The sequence below is a fragment of the Streptomyces zaehneri genome, from assembly GCF_032248645.1.
Taxonomy (GTDB): domain Bacteria; phylum Actinomycetota; class Actinomycetes; order Streptomycetales; family Streptomycetaceae; genus Streptomyces; species Streptomyces coriariae.
Window position 1 is genome coordinate 72,120 of the sequence record NZ_JASTTJ010000031.1, and the last position, 16,245, is coordinate 88,364.

13 protein-coding genes and 2 pseudogenes are annotated in these 16,245 nt (G+C 71.3%); 8 read left to right on the forward strand and 7 right to left on the reverse strand.

What is annotated here, in order from left to right; genetic code table 11:
• Positions 1 to 24 precede the first annotated feature (24 nt).
• Together QQM72_RS36295 and QQM72_RS36300 are read right to left on the reverse strand one after the other, a co-directional pair.
• Positions 25 to 948: a carbamate kinase gene (locus QQM72_RS36295; RefSeq protein WP_314225048.1), complete on the reverse strand. Its 924-nt coding sequence runs from the start codon at positions 946 to 948 to the stop codon at positions 25 to 27.
• A 4-nt stretch (positions 949 to 952) separates the two neighbouring features.
• Positions 953 to 1,045, reverse strand: a pseudogene (locus tag QQM72_RS36300) (ornithine carbamoyltransferase, subunit I); the annotation flags it as partial.
• A 380-nt stretch (positions 1,046 to 1,425) separates the two neighbouring features.
• Between QQM72_RS36300 and QQM72_RS36305 the strand changes: the two are divergent.
• Positions 1,426 to 1,890, forward strand: coding sequence for a cyclic nucleotide-binding domain-containing protein (locus tag QQM72_RS36305; protein ID WP_314225049.1), 465 nt, complete (start codon positions 1,426 to 1,428; stop codon positions 1,888 to 1,890).
• A 51-nt stretch (positions 1,891 to 1,941) separates the two neighbouring features.
• Positions 1,942 to 2,625 (forward strand): CBS domain-containing protein, encoded by a 684-nt coding sequence (locus QQM72_RS36310; RefSeq protein ID WP_314225050.1) that lies wholly within the window; start codon positions 1,942 to 1,944, stop codon positions 2,623 to 2,625.
• Positions 2,626 to 2,956: 331 nt separating this feature from the next.
• On the opposite strand, the gene QQM72_RS36315 is transcribed toward QQM72_RS36310, so the two are convergent.
• From QQM72_RS36315 to QQM72_RS36325, 3 genes are all read right to left on the reverse strand, one after another.
• On the reverse strand, positions 2,957 to 3,946 hold the full coding sequence (locus tag QQM72_RS36315; protein ID WP_314225051.1) for an Acg family FMN-binding oxidoreductase: 990 nt from the start codon (positions 3,944 to 3,946) through the stop codon (positions 2,957 to 2,959).
• 256 nt (positions 3,947 to 4,202) lie between these two features.
• The gene (gene gap / locus QQM72_RS36320) at positions 4,203 to 5,231 is read right to left on the reverse strand and encodes a type I glyceraldehyde-3-phosphate dehydrogenase (RefSeq protein ID WP_314225052.1); all 1,029 of its coding nucleotides are present in this window, start codon (positions 5,229 to 5,231) and stop codon (positions 4,203 to 4,205) included.
• Between the two features lie 141 nt (positions 5,232 to 5,372).
• A complete protein-coding gene (locus QQM72_RS36325; RefSeq protein ID WP_314225053.1) occupies positions 5,373 to 6,065 on the reverse strand; it encodes a response regulator transcription factor in 693 nt (230 codons plus the stop codon).
• A 619-nt stretch (positions 6,066 to 6,684) separates the two neighbouring features.
• On the opposite strand from QQM72_RS36325, the gene QQM72_RS36330 reads away from it, so the two are divergent.
• Together QQM72_RS36330 and adhE are read left to right on the forward strand one after the other, a co-directional pair.
• Positions 6,685 to 7,395 carry a CBS domain-containing protein gene (locus QQM72_RS36330; RefSeq protein ID WP_314225054.1) on the forward strand — a complete coding sequence of 237 codons (711 nt, stop codon included), beginning with the start codon at positions 6,685 to 6,687 and terminating at the stop codon, positions 7,393 to 7,395.
• Positions 7,396 to 7,639: 244 nt separating this feature from the next.
• A complete protein-coding gene (gene adhE / locus QQM72_RS36335) occupies positions 7,640 to 10,300 on the forward strand; it encodes a bifunctional acetaldehyde-CoA/alcohol dehydrogenase (protein ID WP_314225055.1) in 2,661 nt (886 codons plus the stop codon).
• Positions 10,301 to 10,410: 110 nt separating this feature from the next.
• On the opposite strand, the gene QQM72_RS36340 is transcribed toward adhE, so the two are convergent.
• Positions 10,411 to 11,238, reverse strand: coding sequence for a universal stress protein (locus tag QQM72_RS36340; RefSeq protein ID WP_314225057.1), 828 nt, complete (start codon positions 11,236 to 11,238; stop codon positions 10,411 to 10,413).
• Between the two features lie 535 nt (positions 11,239 to 11,773).
• On the opposite strand from QQM72_RS36340, the gene QQM72_RS36345 reads away from it, so the two are divergent.
• The 4 genes from QQM72_RS36345 to QQM72_RS36360 all read left to right on the forward strand — a co-directional run bounded on the left by QQM72_RS36345 (position 11,774) and on the right by QQM72_RS36360 (position 16,122).
• Positions 11,774 to 12,355, forward strand: coding sequence for an Rv1733c family protein (locus tag QQM72_RS36345; RefSeq protein WP_314225058.1), 582 nt, complete (start codon positions 11,774 to 11,776; stop codon positions 12,353 to 12,355).
• Positions 12,356 to 12,656: 301 nt separating this feature from the next.
• The gene (locus tag QQM72_RS36350; RefSeq protein ID WP_314225060.1) at positions 12,657 to 13,874 is read left to right on the forward strand and encodes a globin domain-containing protein; all 1,218 of its coding nucleotides are present in this window, start codon (positions 12,657 to 12,659) and stop codon (positions 13,872 to 13,874) included.
• A gap of 44 nt (positions 13,875 to 13,918) precedes the next feature.
• The gene (locus tag QQM72_RS36355) at positions 13,919 to 14,347 is read left to right on the forward strand and encodes a hypothetical protein (RefSeq protein ID WP_314225061.1); all 429 of its coding nucleotides are present in this window, start codon (positions 13,919 to 13,921) and stop codon (positions 14,345 to 14,347) included.
• A 182-nt stretch (positions 14,348 to 14,529) separates the two neighbouring features.
• Positions 14,530 to 16,122, forward strand: coding sequence for an oleate hydratase (locus QQM72_RS36360; RefSeq protein ID WP_314225067.1), 1,593 nt, complete (start codon positions 14,530 to 14,532; stop codon positions 16,120 to 16,122).
• 15 nt (positions 16,123 to 16,137) lie between these two features.
• Here QQM72_RS36360 and QQM72_RS36365 read toward each other — a convergent pair.
• Positions 16,138 to 16,245 (reverse strand): annotated as a pseudogene (locus QQM72_RS36365) (IS5/IS1182 family transposase); the annotation flags it as partial.

Here is a 16,245-nt window from a genome sequence, read left to right on the forward strand (position 1 = left end):
AGCCGGGCCGATCGGCCCTTCGCCTCAGCCCCCTGCCAACTCGGGGCGGACGAGCGTGCCCGAGCGGCCGTGGACGATCTCGTACGCCGCGTCCAGGGCGCCGATCGCGGCCAGACCCCCCGTGCGTTCCACGAACCGCGCGCACGCCTCGGCCTTGGGGCCCATCGAGCCTTCGGGGAAGTCCCTTCGCCGCAGCTCGGCGGGGGTGGCGTCGAGTACGGGCTGCTGAGCCGGTGTGCCGTAGTCCTCGTACACGCAGGGGACGTCGGTGAGGACGAGCAGGAAGTCGGCCTTGAGGTCCTCGGCGAGCAGCGCGGCCGTGAGGTCCTTGTCCACGACGGCCTCGACCCCGGTCAGCGCCCCGGTGACCTTGTCGGCGGTGACGGGGACACCTCCGCCGCCGGCGCAGATCACCAGCGCACCGCCGTTCAGCAGTTCGTGGACCGTGTCGGTCTCCAGGATCCGTTCCGGTGCGGGGGAGGGCACGACGCGGCGCCAGCCGCCGGTGTCCTGGGCGATGTGCCAGCCCCGCTTGCGTGCCAGGGACCGTGCCATCTCCCGGGAATGGGTCCGGCCCACGAACTTCGTGGGCCGTGCGAAGGCCGGATCGTCGGCCCGAACGAGGGTGTGGGTGACGAGCGTGGCGATCCGGCGGCCGGGCAGGGCGTCGTGCAGGGTGCAGGCCAGCAGGGAGCCGATCATCCCCTGGGTCTGGGCCCCGAGCAGGTGCAGCGGATAGGGGGCGCTGAGGGCGGGGTCGGACGCGCTTTCCATGGCGAGCAGGCCGATCTGGGGACCGTTGCCGTGGGTGAGGACGACCTCGTGCTCGTGTGCCAGAGCCGCCAGGGCGGTGGCCACCCGGTCGATGTTCTCCTGCTGTACGGCGGCGTCGGGGCGCTCGCCCCGGTGGAGCAGGGCGTTGCCGCCGAGGGCGACGACGATTCGCATGGCTTCAGCCCTCCAGGGTGGCGACGAGTTCGGCCTTGATGGTGTGCATCCGGTTCTCGGCCTGGCCGGGGACGACCGACGCGGGCGAGGAGAAGACGTACGGGGCCGGGGCGGAGGGCGGGGCGAGGATCCCGGCGCCGATGACGGTGCCGTTCACGAGCGAGGACGCGGCGGACGGACCGAGTGACGGTCTCGGCGCCGCTCGCTCCCCGCTCTTCGTGGTCCCGGGCATGGCTGTGCTCCTTGTGCGGGTCGGTGCGGATGGGCCGATCTGTGCACGAGCTTTCTGCGCCGTGCCGCGCGCGGGCAGCGGCCACTCGGCCCCGGCCGGTGCGGAGGGTCCCGGTACCCGAGGGCCGACCGGCCCGGGGTGACCCGAACGTCCCGGCCGAGGGACCCGGGTGGCCCCTGCCGAGCTCAGGGGGATACGGCGCACCCTGGCCAGGGAACGCCGTACCACTCTCGCGGAGGCACGCCATGAACGCTTCCCCCACCCCCACGATGCTTCGCTCCCTCACCGCGGAAAACCGCGAGCGGTTGATGCGGTTCGCCCGGGAGGTGTCCATCCCTCAGGGAACCCGCCTGTTCGAGGAGGGATCCCGCGCCGATCGGTTCTGGATCATCCGCACCGGCAGGATCGAGCTCGACATGCGCGTCCCCGGCCGTCGGCCCGCCGTGATCGAGAACCTGGGCCACAACGAACTCGTCGGCTGGTCCTGGCTCTTCCCGCCGCACATGTGGCACCTGGGCGCCGAGGCGACGACACCGGTCAGGGCCTACGAGTTCGACGGCGCGGCGGTCCGTTCCCTGTGCCAGGACGACGCCGAACTGGGCCGGGACGTCTCCCAGTGGGTGGGGCAGGTCCTCGCCCACCGGCTCCGTTCGGCCAGGACACACCTGCTGGACCTGTACGCCCCGTACGGCGCCGGCAGTTCCGTCTGAACCCCACCGGCTGACCCCACCGGCTCCTGCACGAGAAACGAAGGAGTGACCATGCACGGCACCCCGCACATCGTCAGCGATGTCATGACCCACACGGTCGCCGCGGTCGGCCGAGGGGCGGCCTTCAAGGAGATCGTCCAGCTGATGCAGGAGTGGAGGATCAGCGCCCTGCCCGTGATCGAGGGCGAGGGCCGGGTCGTCGGCGTGGTCTCCGAGGCGGATCTGCTGCCCACCGAGGAGTTCCGCGACGGCGATACCGACCGCTACACGCAGCTGCGGCGTCCGCAGGTCCCGGACAAGGCGGGTGCGCTCACCGCTGAGCAGCTGATGACATCCCCCGCCCTCACCGTCCGCGCGGACGCCACCCTCGCCCAGGCGGCTCGCACCATGGCGCGCGCGAAGGTCAAGCGGCTGCCCGTGGTCGACGCCCTGGGCATGCTCGAGGGCGTCGTCAGCCGCGCCGACCTGCTCAAGGTCTTCCTGCGTGACGACGAGGAGATCGCCGAGGAGGTCCGGCGCGAGGTCGTGTCCTACCTCTTCCCGCCACCGAAGTCGGCCGTGCTCGTGAGCGTGCGGGACGGGGTCGTACAGCTCACCGGCCGAGTCCGGGACACCGCACTGGTGCCGGTGGCGGCACGGCTGGCCCGTGCCGTCGAGGGCGTGGTGGACGTGGAATTCGACCTCACTCCCCACGCAGGGCCGCCCGCGCCGGAGGAAGCCGCCGCGCCGCGGTGACGCTCCCCGGAGTCCGCTGTCCCTCCGCCGGTCTGGGCGCGATCGGTCCGCTCGCCGTCCTCCTTCGTGCACAACCCCGAGGAGGCGTCATGACTGCCACCGTGATCAGGGCGACCCGACCGCGCCCGAGGACGCCACCCTCAGCCGCGTCCTGTACCTGAACGCGGTATCACCGGCGGTATCACCGCCCAGCGCCGGCGCTGGGCGGTGATACCGCCGGTGATCGGGGTGCCCGCGGCCCGCGCGCAAGGGCTGCCGTCGGCGAACGCTCCGCCCGCCGCCAGGCGCGGGGGAGCGCGCACCGGCCGCCCAGGAACCCGTCGGGCCGATGTCACGCGATGTCGAGGACCTCCCCCACCGCGCGCCGAGGCGTGACCGGCCCTCGCGGGCCGTAGCCGAGTCGCAGCACCATCTGTACCTGCCCTGTGCCCTCCCCGGGGTCGCGGGTCAGCAGGCGCAGGTCGCGGGTCTCCAGCGCGTGAGAGGTCAGGGAGGTGGCCAGGTCGGCCAGGGTGGCCTCCAGCAGGACGCGCTCCAGTGCCTGCCCCGCGCACAGCCAGTCGTCGGAGCCGTCACCGAGGGTGCTGAGCAGTGCCAGCTGCGGGGTGCGTTCGAAGGTGGTGGTGCCGCGGTCGGCCACCCGACGGCGGCCGGCGAAGTCCCGGACGGGAGCCTTGCCGTCCCGCTTGCCGGGTCCGAAGGCGTACTCCGGGACGCCGTCGACGGCGATATCCGCTTCCGGTCCGAGCCGCGTCCAGCGCACCAGGTCCTCGTTGGAGCCGGGGTCCATGACGTCGCGGCTTTCGGCGTCGCGGACGAGGTCGAGAACGGTCTCGGTGTGCCAGGGGCCGGGGAACAACAGCTCGGCGCCCTCGCGTGCCGCGGCCTCGCGCAGGACGGCCTGTACGTCGTGCGGGATGGCCGTGTCCGCGAACGGGTGGCGGCTGGTGTGCCGCTGGTGGATCGCCGGGTGCAGCCGCACCAGGTCGTCGTCCCGGACACGGCCGGCAGTATCGACCAGGCGCACGGACGCAAGCAGCAGCGGGTCCTGCGGATCGGGCGACAGCGCTGTTTCCGCGACGAGGTCCGCCTGCGCGGCCGCGACCCGGAGATTGAACAGCGCTGCCCCGCAGCCGATGTACAACGCCCGGTTGCCGGGGTCCGAGCGGGGCATGGCCCGCTCGAGATCCGCGTACAACAGCATGCGGCGTTCACCGGTCACGAAGCGGAACCGCCACGGTTGCGCATTGTGCATGGACGGCGCCTTCGTGGCCTCGGCCACGAGCTTCGCCACCGTCTTCTCATCGAGTCGGGATGCCATGGCATCCTCCTCACACGCTCGGGATACGCGGCGAGTCCCCTCCGTCGGCCGTGACGGGTGGGGCGCCGCACACGCGGGCTTCGTCGAACCCCTGCGCGCTCCCGCCGACCGGCGCCCGACGAGTGCGGGAACGCGCAGCTTGGTGCAGGTATGCCTACCTCCGTTCACCGCGCCTGAACACAGGATGCGCAACCGGCTCGCCCTCGCCCCTGCCCTCGCATGTCGGCAGAGGTCATCGCGTGAGCGACCAGGCCGGTCAGCTCCGCGAGAGCCGGGCCGCGACGTACTCGGTGAAGTCCAGCAGCCGGTTGGTGTAACCCCACTCGTTGTCGTACCAGCCGAAGATCTTGACCAGGTCGCCGTGTGCCTGGGTCAGCGGGGCGTCCAGGACACACGAGGCGGGATCGCCCACGACGTCCCGGGAGACGATCGGTGCGTCGGACACCCGCAGGATGCCCTTGAGCGGTCCGTCGGCGGCCTCGCGGAAGGCGGCGTTGACCTCGTCCGCGGTCACGGGCCGTTCCAGGACCACGCTCAGGTCGGTCAGCGAACCGTCCTCGACCGGCACCCGCACGGCGATGCCGTCCAGGGTCCCGGCCAGCTCCGGCAGCACCAGACCGACGGCACGCGCGGCCCCGGTGCTGGTGGGGATGATGTTGACGGCGGCGCTGCGGCCACGGCGCAGGTCCTTGTGCGGGCCGTCCAGGACCACCTGGTCGTTGGTGTAGCCGTGGATGGTGGTCATCAGGCCCTTGACCAGGCCGAAGTGCTCGTCGAGGACCTTCACCATGGGCGCTACGCAGTTGGTGGTGCAGGAGGCGTTGGAGACCACGTGGTGGCGCTCCGGGTCGTACGTGCCTTCGTTGACGCCCATCACCACGGTGGCGTCGACGTCCTTGCCCGGCACCGACAGCAGCACCTTGCGGGCGCCGGCCTTCAGATGCAGCCCCGCCTGCTCGCGGGTACGGAACCGGCCGGTGGACTCGATGACGACGTCGACTCCGGCGTCACCCCAGGCCAGGGCCGCCGGATCGCGCTCGGCGGTCACGACGATCCGGTGCCCGTCGACCGTGAGCGAGGTGTCGTCGTGCTCGACCGCGCGGTGCAGCCGGCCGTACGTGGAGTCGAACTCCAGCAGATGGGCCAGCGCCGCCGGCGAGGTGAGGTCGTTGACCGCGACGACCTCGACCGGTGTGCCGGCCGAGGTCTCCGCGCGCTCCAGCACGCAGCGCAGGTAGTTGCGTCCGATGCGGCCGAAGCCGTTGATGCCGACGCGCACGCTCATGTCCGCCATCCTCCTGATGAGTGCCGTCCGGTGATGTCCGGGTGCGTTGCCAGCCTGACGGCCGGGAAGGAGATCCGGCTTGGGCCGCACGGGGCTGGGAGGAGGGCCGTTCGGCCCAGTGGGCCTGGCGTGCGGGCGGGCTCAGCGGCCTTGCTGCCTGGCCCGGTCCTGGGCCTGGGTGGCGATGACGGCCGCCTGGATGCGGCGCTCCACGCCGAGTTTGGCCAACAGCCGGGAGATGTGGTTCTTGACCGTCTTCTCCGCGAGGTAGAGCCGCTGACCGATCTGCCGGTTGGTCAGTCCCTCACCGATGAGGGCCAGGATCTCCCGCTCCCGGTCCGTCAGGCCCGGGAGGGCGTCCGGCTCGGGCTCCGGCTCCGGGCCCTGGCGCAGGCGGGCCATCAGCCTGGCGGTGGCACTGGGGTCGAGCAGGGACTGGCCGGCGGCCACCGTACGGACGGCCGAGACCAGATCCGATCCCTGAATCTGCTTCAGTACGTATCCGGAGGCGCCGGCCATGATCGAGTCGAGCAGCGCCTCCTCGTCGTCGAACGAGGTCAGCATCAGACAGGCCAGTTCCGGCATGCGCGACCGCAGCTCCCGGCAGACGGTCACACCGTCGCCGTCCGGCAGGCGGACGTCGAGAACCGCCACCTGCGGGCGCAGCGCGGGGACACGCACCAGCGCCTGCTCCACCGTGCCCGCCTCACCGACCACGTCGATGTCCGGCTCGTCGTTCAGCAGGTCGCGCACCCCGCGGCGTACCACCTCGTGGTCGTCCAGCAGAAAGACCTGGATCGGATCATCGGGTCCGGGCCGCTTGCCGTCCGCCATCAAAAACTCCTCATTCCGTGCCGTCTCGTACCTGCGCCGGAGCACGCCCACCGCGTGCCCGGGTCCCTGCCTACCGTAGATCGTGCGCGTTCCAGGGCCGAAGGGCCAGGGCCGGTCGGCCCTACTGCTTCGGACCATCCAACTGCGTTGCCGGCCAAGGACCTCGCCGCCTTCCTTGATCCGCGGTGTGCCGAGAGCTCCCGCGGCCCGGCCGCGACGAACTGCCCGCCCGGCGAAAGCCGGACCACCCGGCCGGCGGGAGAGATCGTCGACGATCCCGCTCCCGCGCCCCCTGCGCCTGATCGCGCGCATCCCGAAAGCGGCGGGTTCCCCATGTGACAGGGCCGGATTCCTGGAGTCGGGGCATTCGGCCCCGGCTTCGGGACGGTTGACCCCTGCCACGACGGCTCGCGCCGGCGGACGCTGGAGCCGTATCGGGGGCCGGTTACCCGGGACGGTCCGAAGGGACGTCGTCGGCCGTCGGCCGACACAGCCCGTGCGCTCCGGCCCCTGTGCGATCACGGACGACCCACCGCACGGGGCTCCGCGACGTGGGCGTCCGGGCACAACAGCATCCGCCGCGCTTCTCTCGCGGACGGCCGAGGCAAGGAGTGGCGTGATGACCCGCATCGTCGGCGAGGTGATGACCAGCGAGGTCGTCGAAGCGCGCCGGGAGACACCCTTCAAGGACGTGGCACGCCTGCTGGACCGGCACCGCATCAGCGGCGTGCCCGTGGTGGACGACGACGACAAGGTCCTCGGGGTCGTCTCCGAAACCGACCTGATCCGCCATCAGGCGGCTCGGCCCGCTCACGGCCGTCTCCGGCGTGGCCGCAACCCCGCGCGCGGTTCCACCGCTGACGCGACGGCCGCGGCCCTGGCCACGACCGCCGGAGAGCTGATGTCGACGCCCGCCGTCACCGTGCACCCCGAACAGCGCGTCGCGGACGCCGCACGCATCATGGAACGCCGCCACGTGGACCGGCTTCCCGTGGTGGACGAGGAGGACCGGCTGATCGGCATCGCCACCCGACGGGACCTGCTGCGCGTGTTCCTGCGCACGGACGAGGAGATCGGCCGGGAAGTGCTCGAGGACGTGCTGACGCGGGCCATGTGCGTGCCGCCCCACACGGTGAACGTCTCGGTCCGGGACGGCATGGTCACCTTGCGGGGCCGGCTGGAGCAGCGCAGCGGCATCCCCCTGGCCATCCAGCTGACGTGGCGGGTGGACGGAGTGGTGGGCGTCGTGAACAACCTCACGTTCCGCGTCGACGACACCCGTCCGCCCGAGCGGCACACGGGCGGGATCGCGCGTCCCTGGCCGCTCTGACAATGCCCCTCTGACAATGCCCCTCTGACAAGCGGCTCGCGTTCCGCGGCGTTCAACAGGGCGTAAGGGCCACTCGGCCCGCACATTCGGGGCCGGTCAGGCACCCGCCGGGAACCGGGAGGACCTGCTCGGCGCAGCGGTGCCGGCGAGACGCTGCTGAGGGAGCGGCGCCGGTCATCCACGACGCCGCTCCGGTACCGGCCGCCGACAGCGCGGCTCACCTCTCGACGACGGAGGCACAACCATGACCCGCCACGACGACCGCACCGCCACCAGGCCCACCGCCGAGGCGCCGTCGGACACCGTCGTCGCCGTTGACCAGCTGGTAGCAGGCGGACTCAAGGCCTTGGCCGACTACGAGGCCCTGGACCAGGAGCAGGTCGACCACATCGTCAAGAAGGCGTCGGTCGCCGCTCTGGACCAGCACACCGCGCTCGCCCGCCTCGCGGTGGAGGAGACCGGACGGGGCGTCTTCGAGGACAAGGCGGCCAAGAACATGTTCGCCTGCGAGCACGTCACCCACAGCATGGCTCCCATGAAGACCGTGGGCGTCATCGCACGCGACGACATCGAGGACATGGTCGAGGTGGCGGAACCGGTCGGCGTGGTGTGCGCGGTCACTCCCGTCACCAACCCGACCTCGACCACGATCTTCAAGGCGCTGATGGCGCTGAAGACCCGCAACCCCGTCGTGTTCGCCTTCCATCCCTCCGCCCAGGAATGCAGCGCGCAGGCGGCCCGCGTCGTGCGCGACGCCGCCCTCGCCGCGGGAGCGCCCGAGCACTGCATCCAGTGGATCGAGGCTCCGTCCGTCGAGGCGACCGGCACCCTGATGCGCCACCCGGGCGTCTCGCTGATCCTCGCCACGGGCGGCAACGCCATGGTCAGGGCGGCCTACTCGGCGGGCAAGCCCGCCCTGGGGGTCGGCGCAGGCAACGTCCCCGCGTACGTCCACAGGAGCGCCAAGCTGCGCCGTGCCGTCAACGACCTGGTGCTGTCCAAGTCGTTCGACAACGGCATGATCTGCGCCTCCGAGCAGGCCGTCATCCTGGACGACGAGATCTACGACCCGGCGCTCGCCGAGTTCCGCACACTGCACGCCCACCTGGCGACCGCCGAGGAGAAGGCGAAGCTGGAGGCCTTCCTGTTCCCCGCGGGCACCGCGGGTTCGGGCTGTGAGCCCAAGGTCAACGCAGCCGCCGTGGGCCAGAGCCCCGAGTGGATCGCGGAGCACGCGGGCTTCCGTGTGCCCGCCGGCACCTCGCTCATCCTGGTCGAGACGGACCGGGTCGGCCCGCAGGAGCCGCTGACCCGGGAGAAGCTCTGCCCGGTGCTCGCCGTGCTGCGTGCCCGCTCGGAACAGCAGGGCTTCGACCTGGCCGCCGACATGGTCGCCTTCCACGGCCAGGGCCACAGCGCCGTCATCCACACCGAGGACCGCGCGCTGGCGGAGGCGTACGGGAAGCGGATGAAGGCCGTGCGGATCATCGTCAACGCGCCGTCCTCACAGGGCGCGATCGGCGGCATCTACAACGGCCTGCTGCCGTCGCTGACCCTCGGCTGCGGCTCCTGGGGCAGCACGTCGGTGTCCAACAACGTCTCCGCCGCCCAGCTGCTGAACGTCAAGCGGGTCAGCACCCGCCGCAACAACATGCAGTGGTTCAAGGTGCCACCGAAGATCTACTTCGAGCCGCAGGCGATCCGGTACCTGGCGTCCATGCCGGACGTGCACCGGGTCACGATCGTCACCGACGCGACGATGACCCGCCTCGGCTTCGTCGACCGCGTCACGCGCGTGCTCCAGCGGCGCCACGAGCCGGTGACCGTCCAGATCATCGACAACGTCGAGCCCGAGCCGAGCATCGACTCCGTGCAGCGCGGCGCGCGGCTCATGCGGGACTTCCGGCCGGACACGATCATCGCGCTGGGCGGCGGCTCGCCGATGGACGCGGCCAAGGTGATGTGGTTGCTGTACGAGCAGCCGGACATCGACTTCGCGGACATGCGGCACAAGTTCTCCGACATCCGCAAGCGGGCATTCCGTTTCCCCGTGCTCGGCCGCCTGGCCCGTCTCGTGTGCGTGCCCACGACTTCCGGCACCGGCGCCGAGGTCACCCCCTTCGCCGTCATCTCCGATCCGGCGACCGGCAAGAAGTACCCGCTCGCCGACTACGCGCTCACCCCGAGCGTGGCCATCGTCGACCCGCTGCTCACCACCGGGCTGCCCCCGGCGCTGGCCGCGGACAGCGGCTTCGACGCTCTCACCCACGCCATCGAGGCGTACGTGTCCGTCTACGCCAACGACTTCACCGACGGACTCGCGCTGCACGCGATTCGGCTGATCTTCGGCCACATCGAGGCCGCCGTGAACGACCGGGCAGCCAGCCCGGAGGCACGCGAGAAGATGCACAACGCGGGCACCATCGCGGGCATGGCCTTCGGAAACGCCTTCCTCGGCATAGTCCACGCCATGTCCCACACCCTCGGCGCCACGTTCCACATCGCGCACGGCAGGACCAACGCCGTGCTGCTCCCCCACGTCATCCGCTACAACGGCACCGTTCCGACCAAGCTCACGGGCTGGCCCAAGTACGAGAGCTACCGCGCTCCCGAACGCTTCCAGGACATCGCCCGCACCCTGGGCCTGCCGGCCGGCACCCCGGCCGAGGGCGTCGAATCGCTCGCCCGCGCCGTGGAGCGACTGCGCGACGCCGTGGGCATCGAACCGTCGTTCCGGTCCCTCGGCATCGACGAGAGCGCCTTCCTCGACGCCCTGCCCCAACAGGCCCTGAACGCCTACGAAGACCAGTGCGCGCCCGCCAACCCGCGGATGCCCATGCTCGACGACATGCAGGGGATCATGCGAGCCGCCTTCTACGGGCCGACAGGCACACCCGACAAGTAGGGTCCGGCGGTGCCTGCCACGCGGAGGTGCCGTGCCGGGAGCCTGGGGACAAGTCCGTCCGACCACGTCCGGCTCCCGGGGGCGGGCGGCCGGGCAGTCGGACGACACGCTCACGGCGTCGGCACCAGCACCACGGGACACCGGGAGCCGTGCAGCAGGACGTGCGCGACCGGGCCCAGCTGAAGACCGAGCCGACCCGCACGTCGGCGCGCGCCGATGACCACGACGCCGGCCTCCCGCGTACCGGCCAGCAGGGCCTTCGCCGGACCGGTGCGCACCGTGCGGCTGTCGACCTCGATCTCGGGGTACGCCTCCCGCAGTCGAGCGATGCCGAACCGCGCAACCGCTTCCTCCGCTCGGCTCTGTATGGCCTGACGCTCCTGGCCGGGGCTCGTCGCGGCTACCAGCGACGGGAACCCGGGCGTGGTGTACCGGTGCGTCGGGGAATGCACGACGCGCAGCCTCACACCGCGCCGCGCGGCCTCCTCGAACGCATACACGGCAGCCGCTTCGGCATCGCTCTCCAGTCCGAGGAGCACGTCACGCCCCTCACCGCAGGGGTGATCCCCTCCGACGACCAGCAGAGGGCCTCGCGCGTGCGCGGCCAGGCGCCGGCTCACCGATCCGGCCAGAACGCCGACGACACCGCCGAGCCGCCGGGTGCCCACGACGGTGAGGTCCGCCTCCTCGCTCTCTTTCGTCAGGGCCGGCACGACGCCGCCCTCCACGGCCTTGGTCTCCACCCGCAGACCGGGCCGGCGCTCCTGGACGCGCGAGGCAGCCGACGACAGAACCGGCCCCGCCTCGTCGCGGTCGGCCACGGCGTAGACGACGCGCAACGCGGAGCCCCGGCACACCGCTTCGCCGACGGCCCGGTCCAGGGCCCGCACCGCGACCGGTGAACCGTCGAAGCCGACGGTCACATGACGGACAGTCATTGTCCTGTTCCCTTCTCTCCACGTGCGCTGGTGTTCGCTCTCTCGGGAGGATGCTCGTCGTCCGCGGACGACGCGGGCAGCAGCCGACTGGCCCCGGCGACACGCCGTGCGGCCCCTTCCCGCCGAGACCGCACGGTCCCCGCACCCGGCAGGCTCAGCAGCGGCTCGATCAGGTCAGCGGCTCACCAGCACGTCATCCAGCACCACCGTGCGCGGGTCGCGCCGCGGGCTCGCGGCGCCCTCGGGGCCGTGGCCGAGGCGGGACGAGCATCTGTACATGACCGGTCCGCCCGGTCGCCGGGCTCAAGGAATTCCGCCGCGCCGGGCCCGAAGGGGCCACGCCGCACCGAGCCACCGGGACACCGGAGATCCGCCGCACCACGTCCTCCGATCACCTCGAGCATGGGCCGAACGGACCGGCCTCCTCTGCGAATCGGCGGCGGCCGGCCCTCGTGTGCTGCCCCCTCGGCCCATGCCTCGGACCGCTCCCGGCTGTCACCTTCGTGATGTCACGACGAGGCGGAGGGGCAGGCCGATGAAGGGCATCACGCGTACGCGGAAGAGGCTTTGGCGGTGGCGGGGCAATCCGCTGCGACGGCACGACGACGTCGTCGAGGCCTGGATCGTGCTTGCCGTATGGATGGTGGCCGCGGTGGGCGGCACCGTGGTCGGCCTGGTGACGGCCCACGCATCCGATGAGATGTTCGCCCGCCAGCGCGCCGAACGCTCTTCGGTGAGCGCCACGCTCCTCACCGACGTACCGCGAGAGGTGGCCGGGATCGGGACGATCGGCGCACAGACCGCGGCGCGAGTCCGCTGGACGGACCCTGATGGCTCCGTCCACACCGACAGGACCTTGGTGGAGGACGGCCTGAAGGCCGGAACCGAGGTCGTCGTCTGGACCGACGGCCGAGGCGAGATCACCGCGGAGCCGCCGAGTTCCACGGAGGCAGCCGTCGAAGGCGGCGTCCTGGCTGCCGCGGCGGCGCTCGCCCTCACCGGCATGGCCTTCGGCGCCGGAGCCGTCGCGCGGTGGCGGCTCGACCGGCGGCGCATCGCCCAATGGGGCAGCGAGTGGGACTTGGTCGGCCCTGAATGGGGTCACAAGACCAGCTGACCGCGCTCGGCTGCCGGGACGCCCGAAGAAATGGTTCGTCACCCGCCGGACGGCCCCTCCCCCTGCCTTATACGACCCCGGATCCCGCCTCCCGTGCTGGAGCTCCCGGATCACGATGCCGAGCGGCCCCATCACGAAGCGGGTTGCGGGACCACTGCGCCCGGATCGATGGGGCCGTTCGGCCCCTCTTCGCCCAGGGCCGTGCATCAGCGCGGAAACACGGCCCGGTGCCTGCTACACAGGAACTGCCGCCCGGTGAGAGCGGCGCCCTTCCCACTTCACCCCCTACCAGGGAGGCTTCATGCTGTCCGCAGAGTCCACCGCAGTGGTCCGTGCCACCCTGCCCGCGATCGCCGGGGCGCTCGACGAGATCACGACGCGCTTCTACGCCGCGATGTTCCGCGACCGGCCGGAGCTGCTCGACGGCATGTTCAACCGGGGCAACCAGGCCAGCGGGGCCCAGCGGCGCGCGCTGGCCGGTTCGATCGCCGGATTCGCCACCGCGCTGCTCGAGGATCCGGACACCCGCCCGGACACGCTGCTGGACCGGATCGCGCACAAGCACGCCGCCGTCGGCGTCACCGACGACCAGTACACGATCGTGCACAAGTACCTGTTCGGAGCGATAGCAGAGGTCCTCGGCGACGCCGTCACCCCCGAGGTGGCCGCCGCCTGGGACGAGGTGTACTGGCTGATGGCCGGCGCCCTGATCGGCCGGGAGGCACGCCTGTACCAGGACGCGGGCGTGAAACCCGGTGAGGTGTGGCGGCGTTGGACGGTCGTCGAGCGCCGCACCGAGACCGCCGACGTGGTGTCCTTCGTGCTGCGTCCCTCCGACGGCGGACCGGCTCCGCACGCCCGGGCAGGCCAGTACGTGAGCGTACGGGTCATGATGGCCGACGGCGTCCACCAGTTGCGGCAGTACAGCCTGTCCTCGGACGTCGGCGGCGAACTGCGGAGGATCACCGTGAAGCGAGTGTCCGGCGAGCCGGGCACGCCGCGGGGCGAGGTCTCCACCGCGCTGCACGATCAGGTCCGCGCGGGAGACGAACTGACGCTGTCCGCGCCGTTCGGCGATGTCTTCCTCGACGACCCGGCCGACGCGAGCACCCCGGTCGTCCTGGTCTCCGCGGGCATCGGCTGCACCCCCATGACCGGGATCCTGGCCCACCTGGCCGCCCTCGGCTCCGCACGACCGGTGCTGGTCCTGCACGCCGACCGCTCCCCCGCCGACCACGCACTGCGCACCGAGACGAACGAACTGGTGGGCCGGCTCCCGCACGCCCGCGCGGTCTTCTGGTACGAGCAACCCGGCCGGCAGGAAGCCGCCGCCCGGGAGGGCCGGATGGACATCGACGGCATCGAACTTCCCGACGGCGCGGCGGTGTTCCTGTGCGGCCCGCTGCCGTTCATGAGGGAGGTACGCGGACAGCTGCTGCGCGCCGGAGTTCCGGCTCGGCGGATCCGCTACGAGGTCTTCGGCCCCGACCTGTGGCTGCCCGGCAGCCCGACCGCGTGACCGACGCGGGACGTCCCACCGCACTTCCAGGAAAGGATATCGACATGACCGGCGACAACTCCCAGAACAACGTTCCCACCGTACTGCTGCGCACGGAGGGCGAGGTGGACGAGGAAACCCTGGTGTACGCCCGCACGAAGATCGACGCCGTCCTCGGCCGGCCGGAACTGCCCGCAGTCGCCGGCGAGGTGCGGATCACGAGGGCGTCCGTCCATCACGCGGAGCGCCCCTGGTCGGCGACGGCTGCCGTGCACGTCGGACGGCACGAAGTGGTCGTGCTGGCCGAGGCGGCCACCGGCCAGGAACTCGTCGACCGGCTCCAGGACCGCCTGCGCCGCCAGACCGAGAAGGCCACCCACGCCGGCCGCGACGGCCATCGGGCGGCGCCGCCGTGGCGCGGCGGCTCCGGTGCTCCGCGCCCTGCCGACATCGGCGACCGCGACGACAGGACGGCGGACCCTCACCCGGTGTGAACCCGAGGCGAGGACAGGCCCGGTCGGTGACGGTCCACCGGCCGGGCCTTTGTCCGCCCTCGTGTTCGAGCGGCCGGCCGGACCCCGCCTCCTGGGCCATATGGCCCCGGCCGGTGACCATCGGCCCACTGACCGCCGTCGCCGACACGGACGACACTGGCCGTGCGGTTCCCGATCAGCAGGTGAGAACAAGGAGTTGTGCGGTGGCAAAGGCGTATCTGGTGGGCAGCGGCATCGCCGCGCTCGCCGCGGCGACGTTCCTCATCCGCGACGGTGGTTTCGACGGATCCGACATCCACCTCTACGAGGGGCAGCGGAACATCGGCGGAAGCCTGGACGCGGGTGGCACGGCGGAGGCCGGTTACACGATGCGGGGCGGGCGGATGTTCGAGGCCGAGTTCCGCTGCACGTACGACCTGCTGTCCGGCATCCCCTCCCTCGACGACCCCTCGGTGTCGGTGACACAGGAGACCCTGGCCGGGCACGAGGAGTTCGCCTGGGACGACATCAGCCGTCTCGTCGACGGACAGGGAAGGATCGTCGACGTCCGCTCGATGGGGTTCTCCGAGCGGGACCGAATAGACCTGGTCAGGTGTCTGGCGACGCCGGAGGGGCACCTGGACGGCAAGCGGATCACCGACTGCTTCGGCGAACACTTCTTCACCACGAACTTCTGGTTCATGTGGTGCACCACGTTCGCCTTCCAGCCCTGGCACAGCGCGATCGAGTTCCGCCGCTACCTCAGGCGCTTCGTCCACCTCTTCCCCGAGTTCGCCTCCATGTCGGGGATCCACCGGACCCGTTACAACCAGTACGACTCCATCGTGCTGCCGCTGACGACCTGGCTGCGCGAGCGAGGCGTCACCGTCCACACCGGCTGCACTGTCACCGACCTCGGGTTCACACCAGGTCCTCGCAGTGGCACCGTGCAGACCATCTACCTCACCCGTGGCAGCCATGACGAGAAGATCACCGTGGCTCCCGAGGACCTGGTCCTGGTCACCAACGGCTCCATGACCGACGCCTCCAGCCTCGGCTCACACAGCGCGGCGCCCCCAGCGGCGCCCCACCGTTCGGACGCCTGGCTGCTCTGGCACCGGCTCGCCCGGGGGCGCGAGGACTTCGGCAACCCCGCCGCCTTCGACAAGCGCGTCAAGGAGTCCCGCTGGGAGTCGTTCACCGTCACCACCAAGGATCCCGCCTTCCTCCAGGCGCTGGAGGAGTTCACCGGCCGGGACACGGGCAAGGCCGGCCTGATGACGTTCACCGAGTCCAACTGGCTGCTCACCATCGTCGCCCAGCGCCAGCCCGTCTACCGCGACCAGCCCGACGGGGTCTCGGTCTGGTGGGGTTACGGCCTCTTCCCCGGCCGCGCGGGCAACAGCACGCCCAAGCCGATGACGATGTGCTCCGGCCGGGAGATCCTCGAAGAGGTGCTGCACCACCTGCGGTTCGACGAGGCGCTCACGGCCCGCGTCCTGGCCACCTCCACCGTCGTGCCCTGCGTGATGCCGTACATCACCAGCCAGTTCCTGGCCCGTCGGCGCGACGACCGTCCAAAGGTCGTGCCCGAGGGATCGGTCAACCTCGCCTTCATCGGACAGTTCGCCGAGGTACCCGACGACGTCGTCTTCACCGTCGAGTACTCCGTACGCACCGCCTGGACGGCGGTGTCCCAACTCCTCGGCCTCGAAAGGCAACCACCCGCGGTCTACAAGGGCCACCACGACCCCCACGTCCTCGCCGGAGCTCTGGAGACCATGCACCGCCGCTAGGGAGTGTCCGACGGATCATGATCGGAGCCATAAGCGGATCGCTGCTGCGGTGACGGTGCCATGGAAGACGTAGGCCCTCTTGTCGTAACGGGTTGCGACGGCACGGGAGTTCTTGAGCCGGTT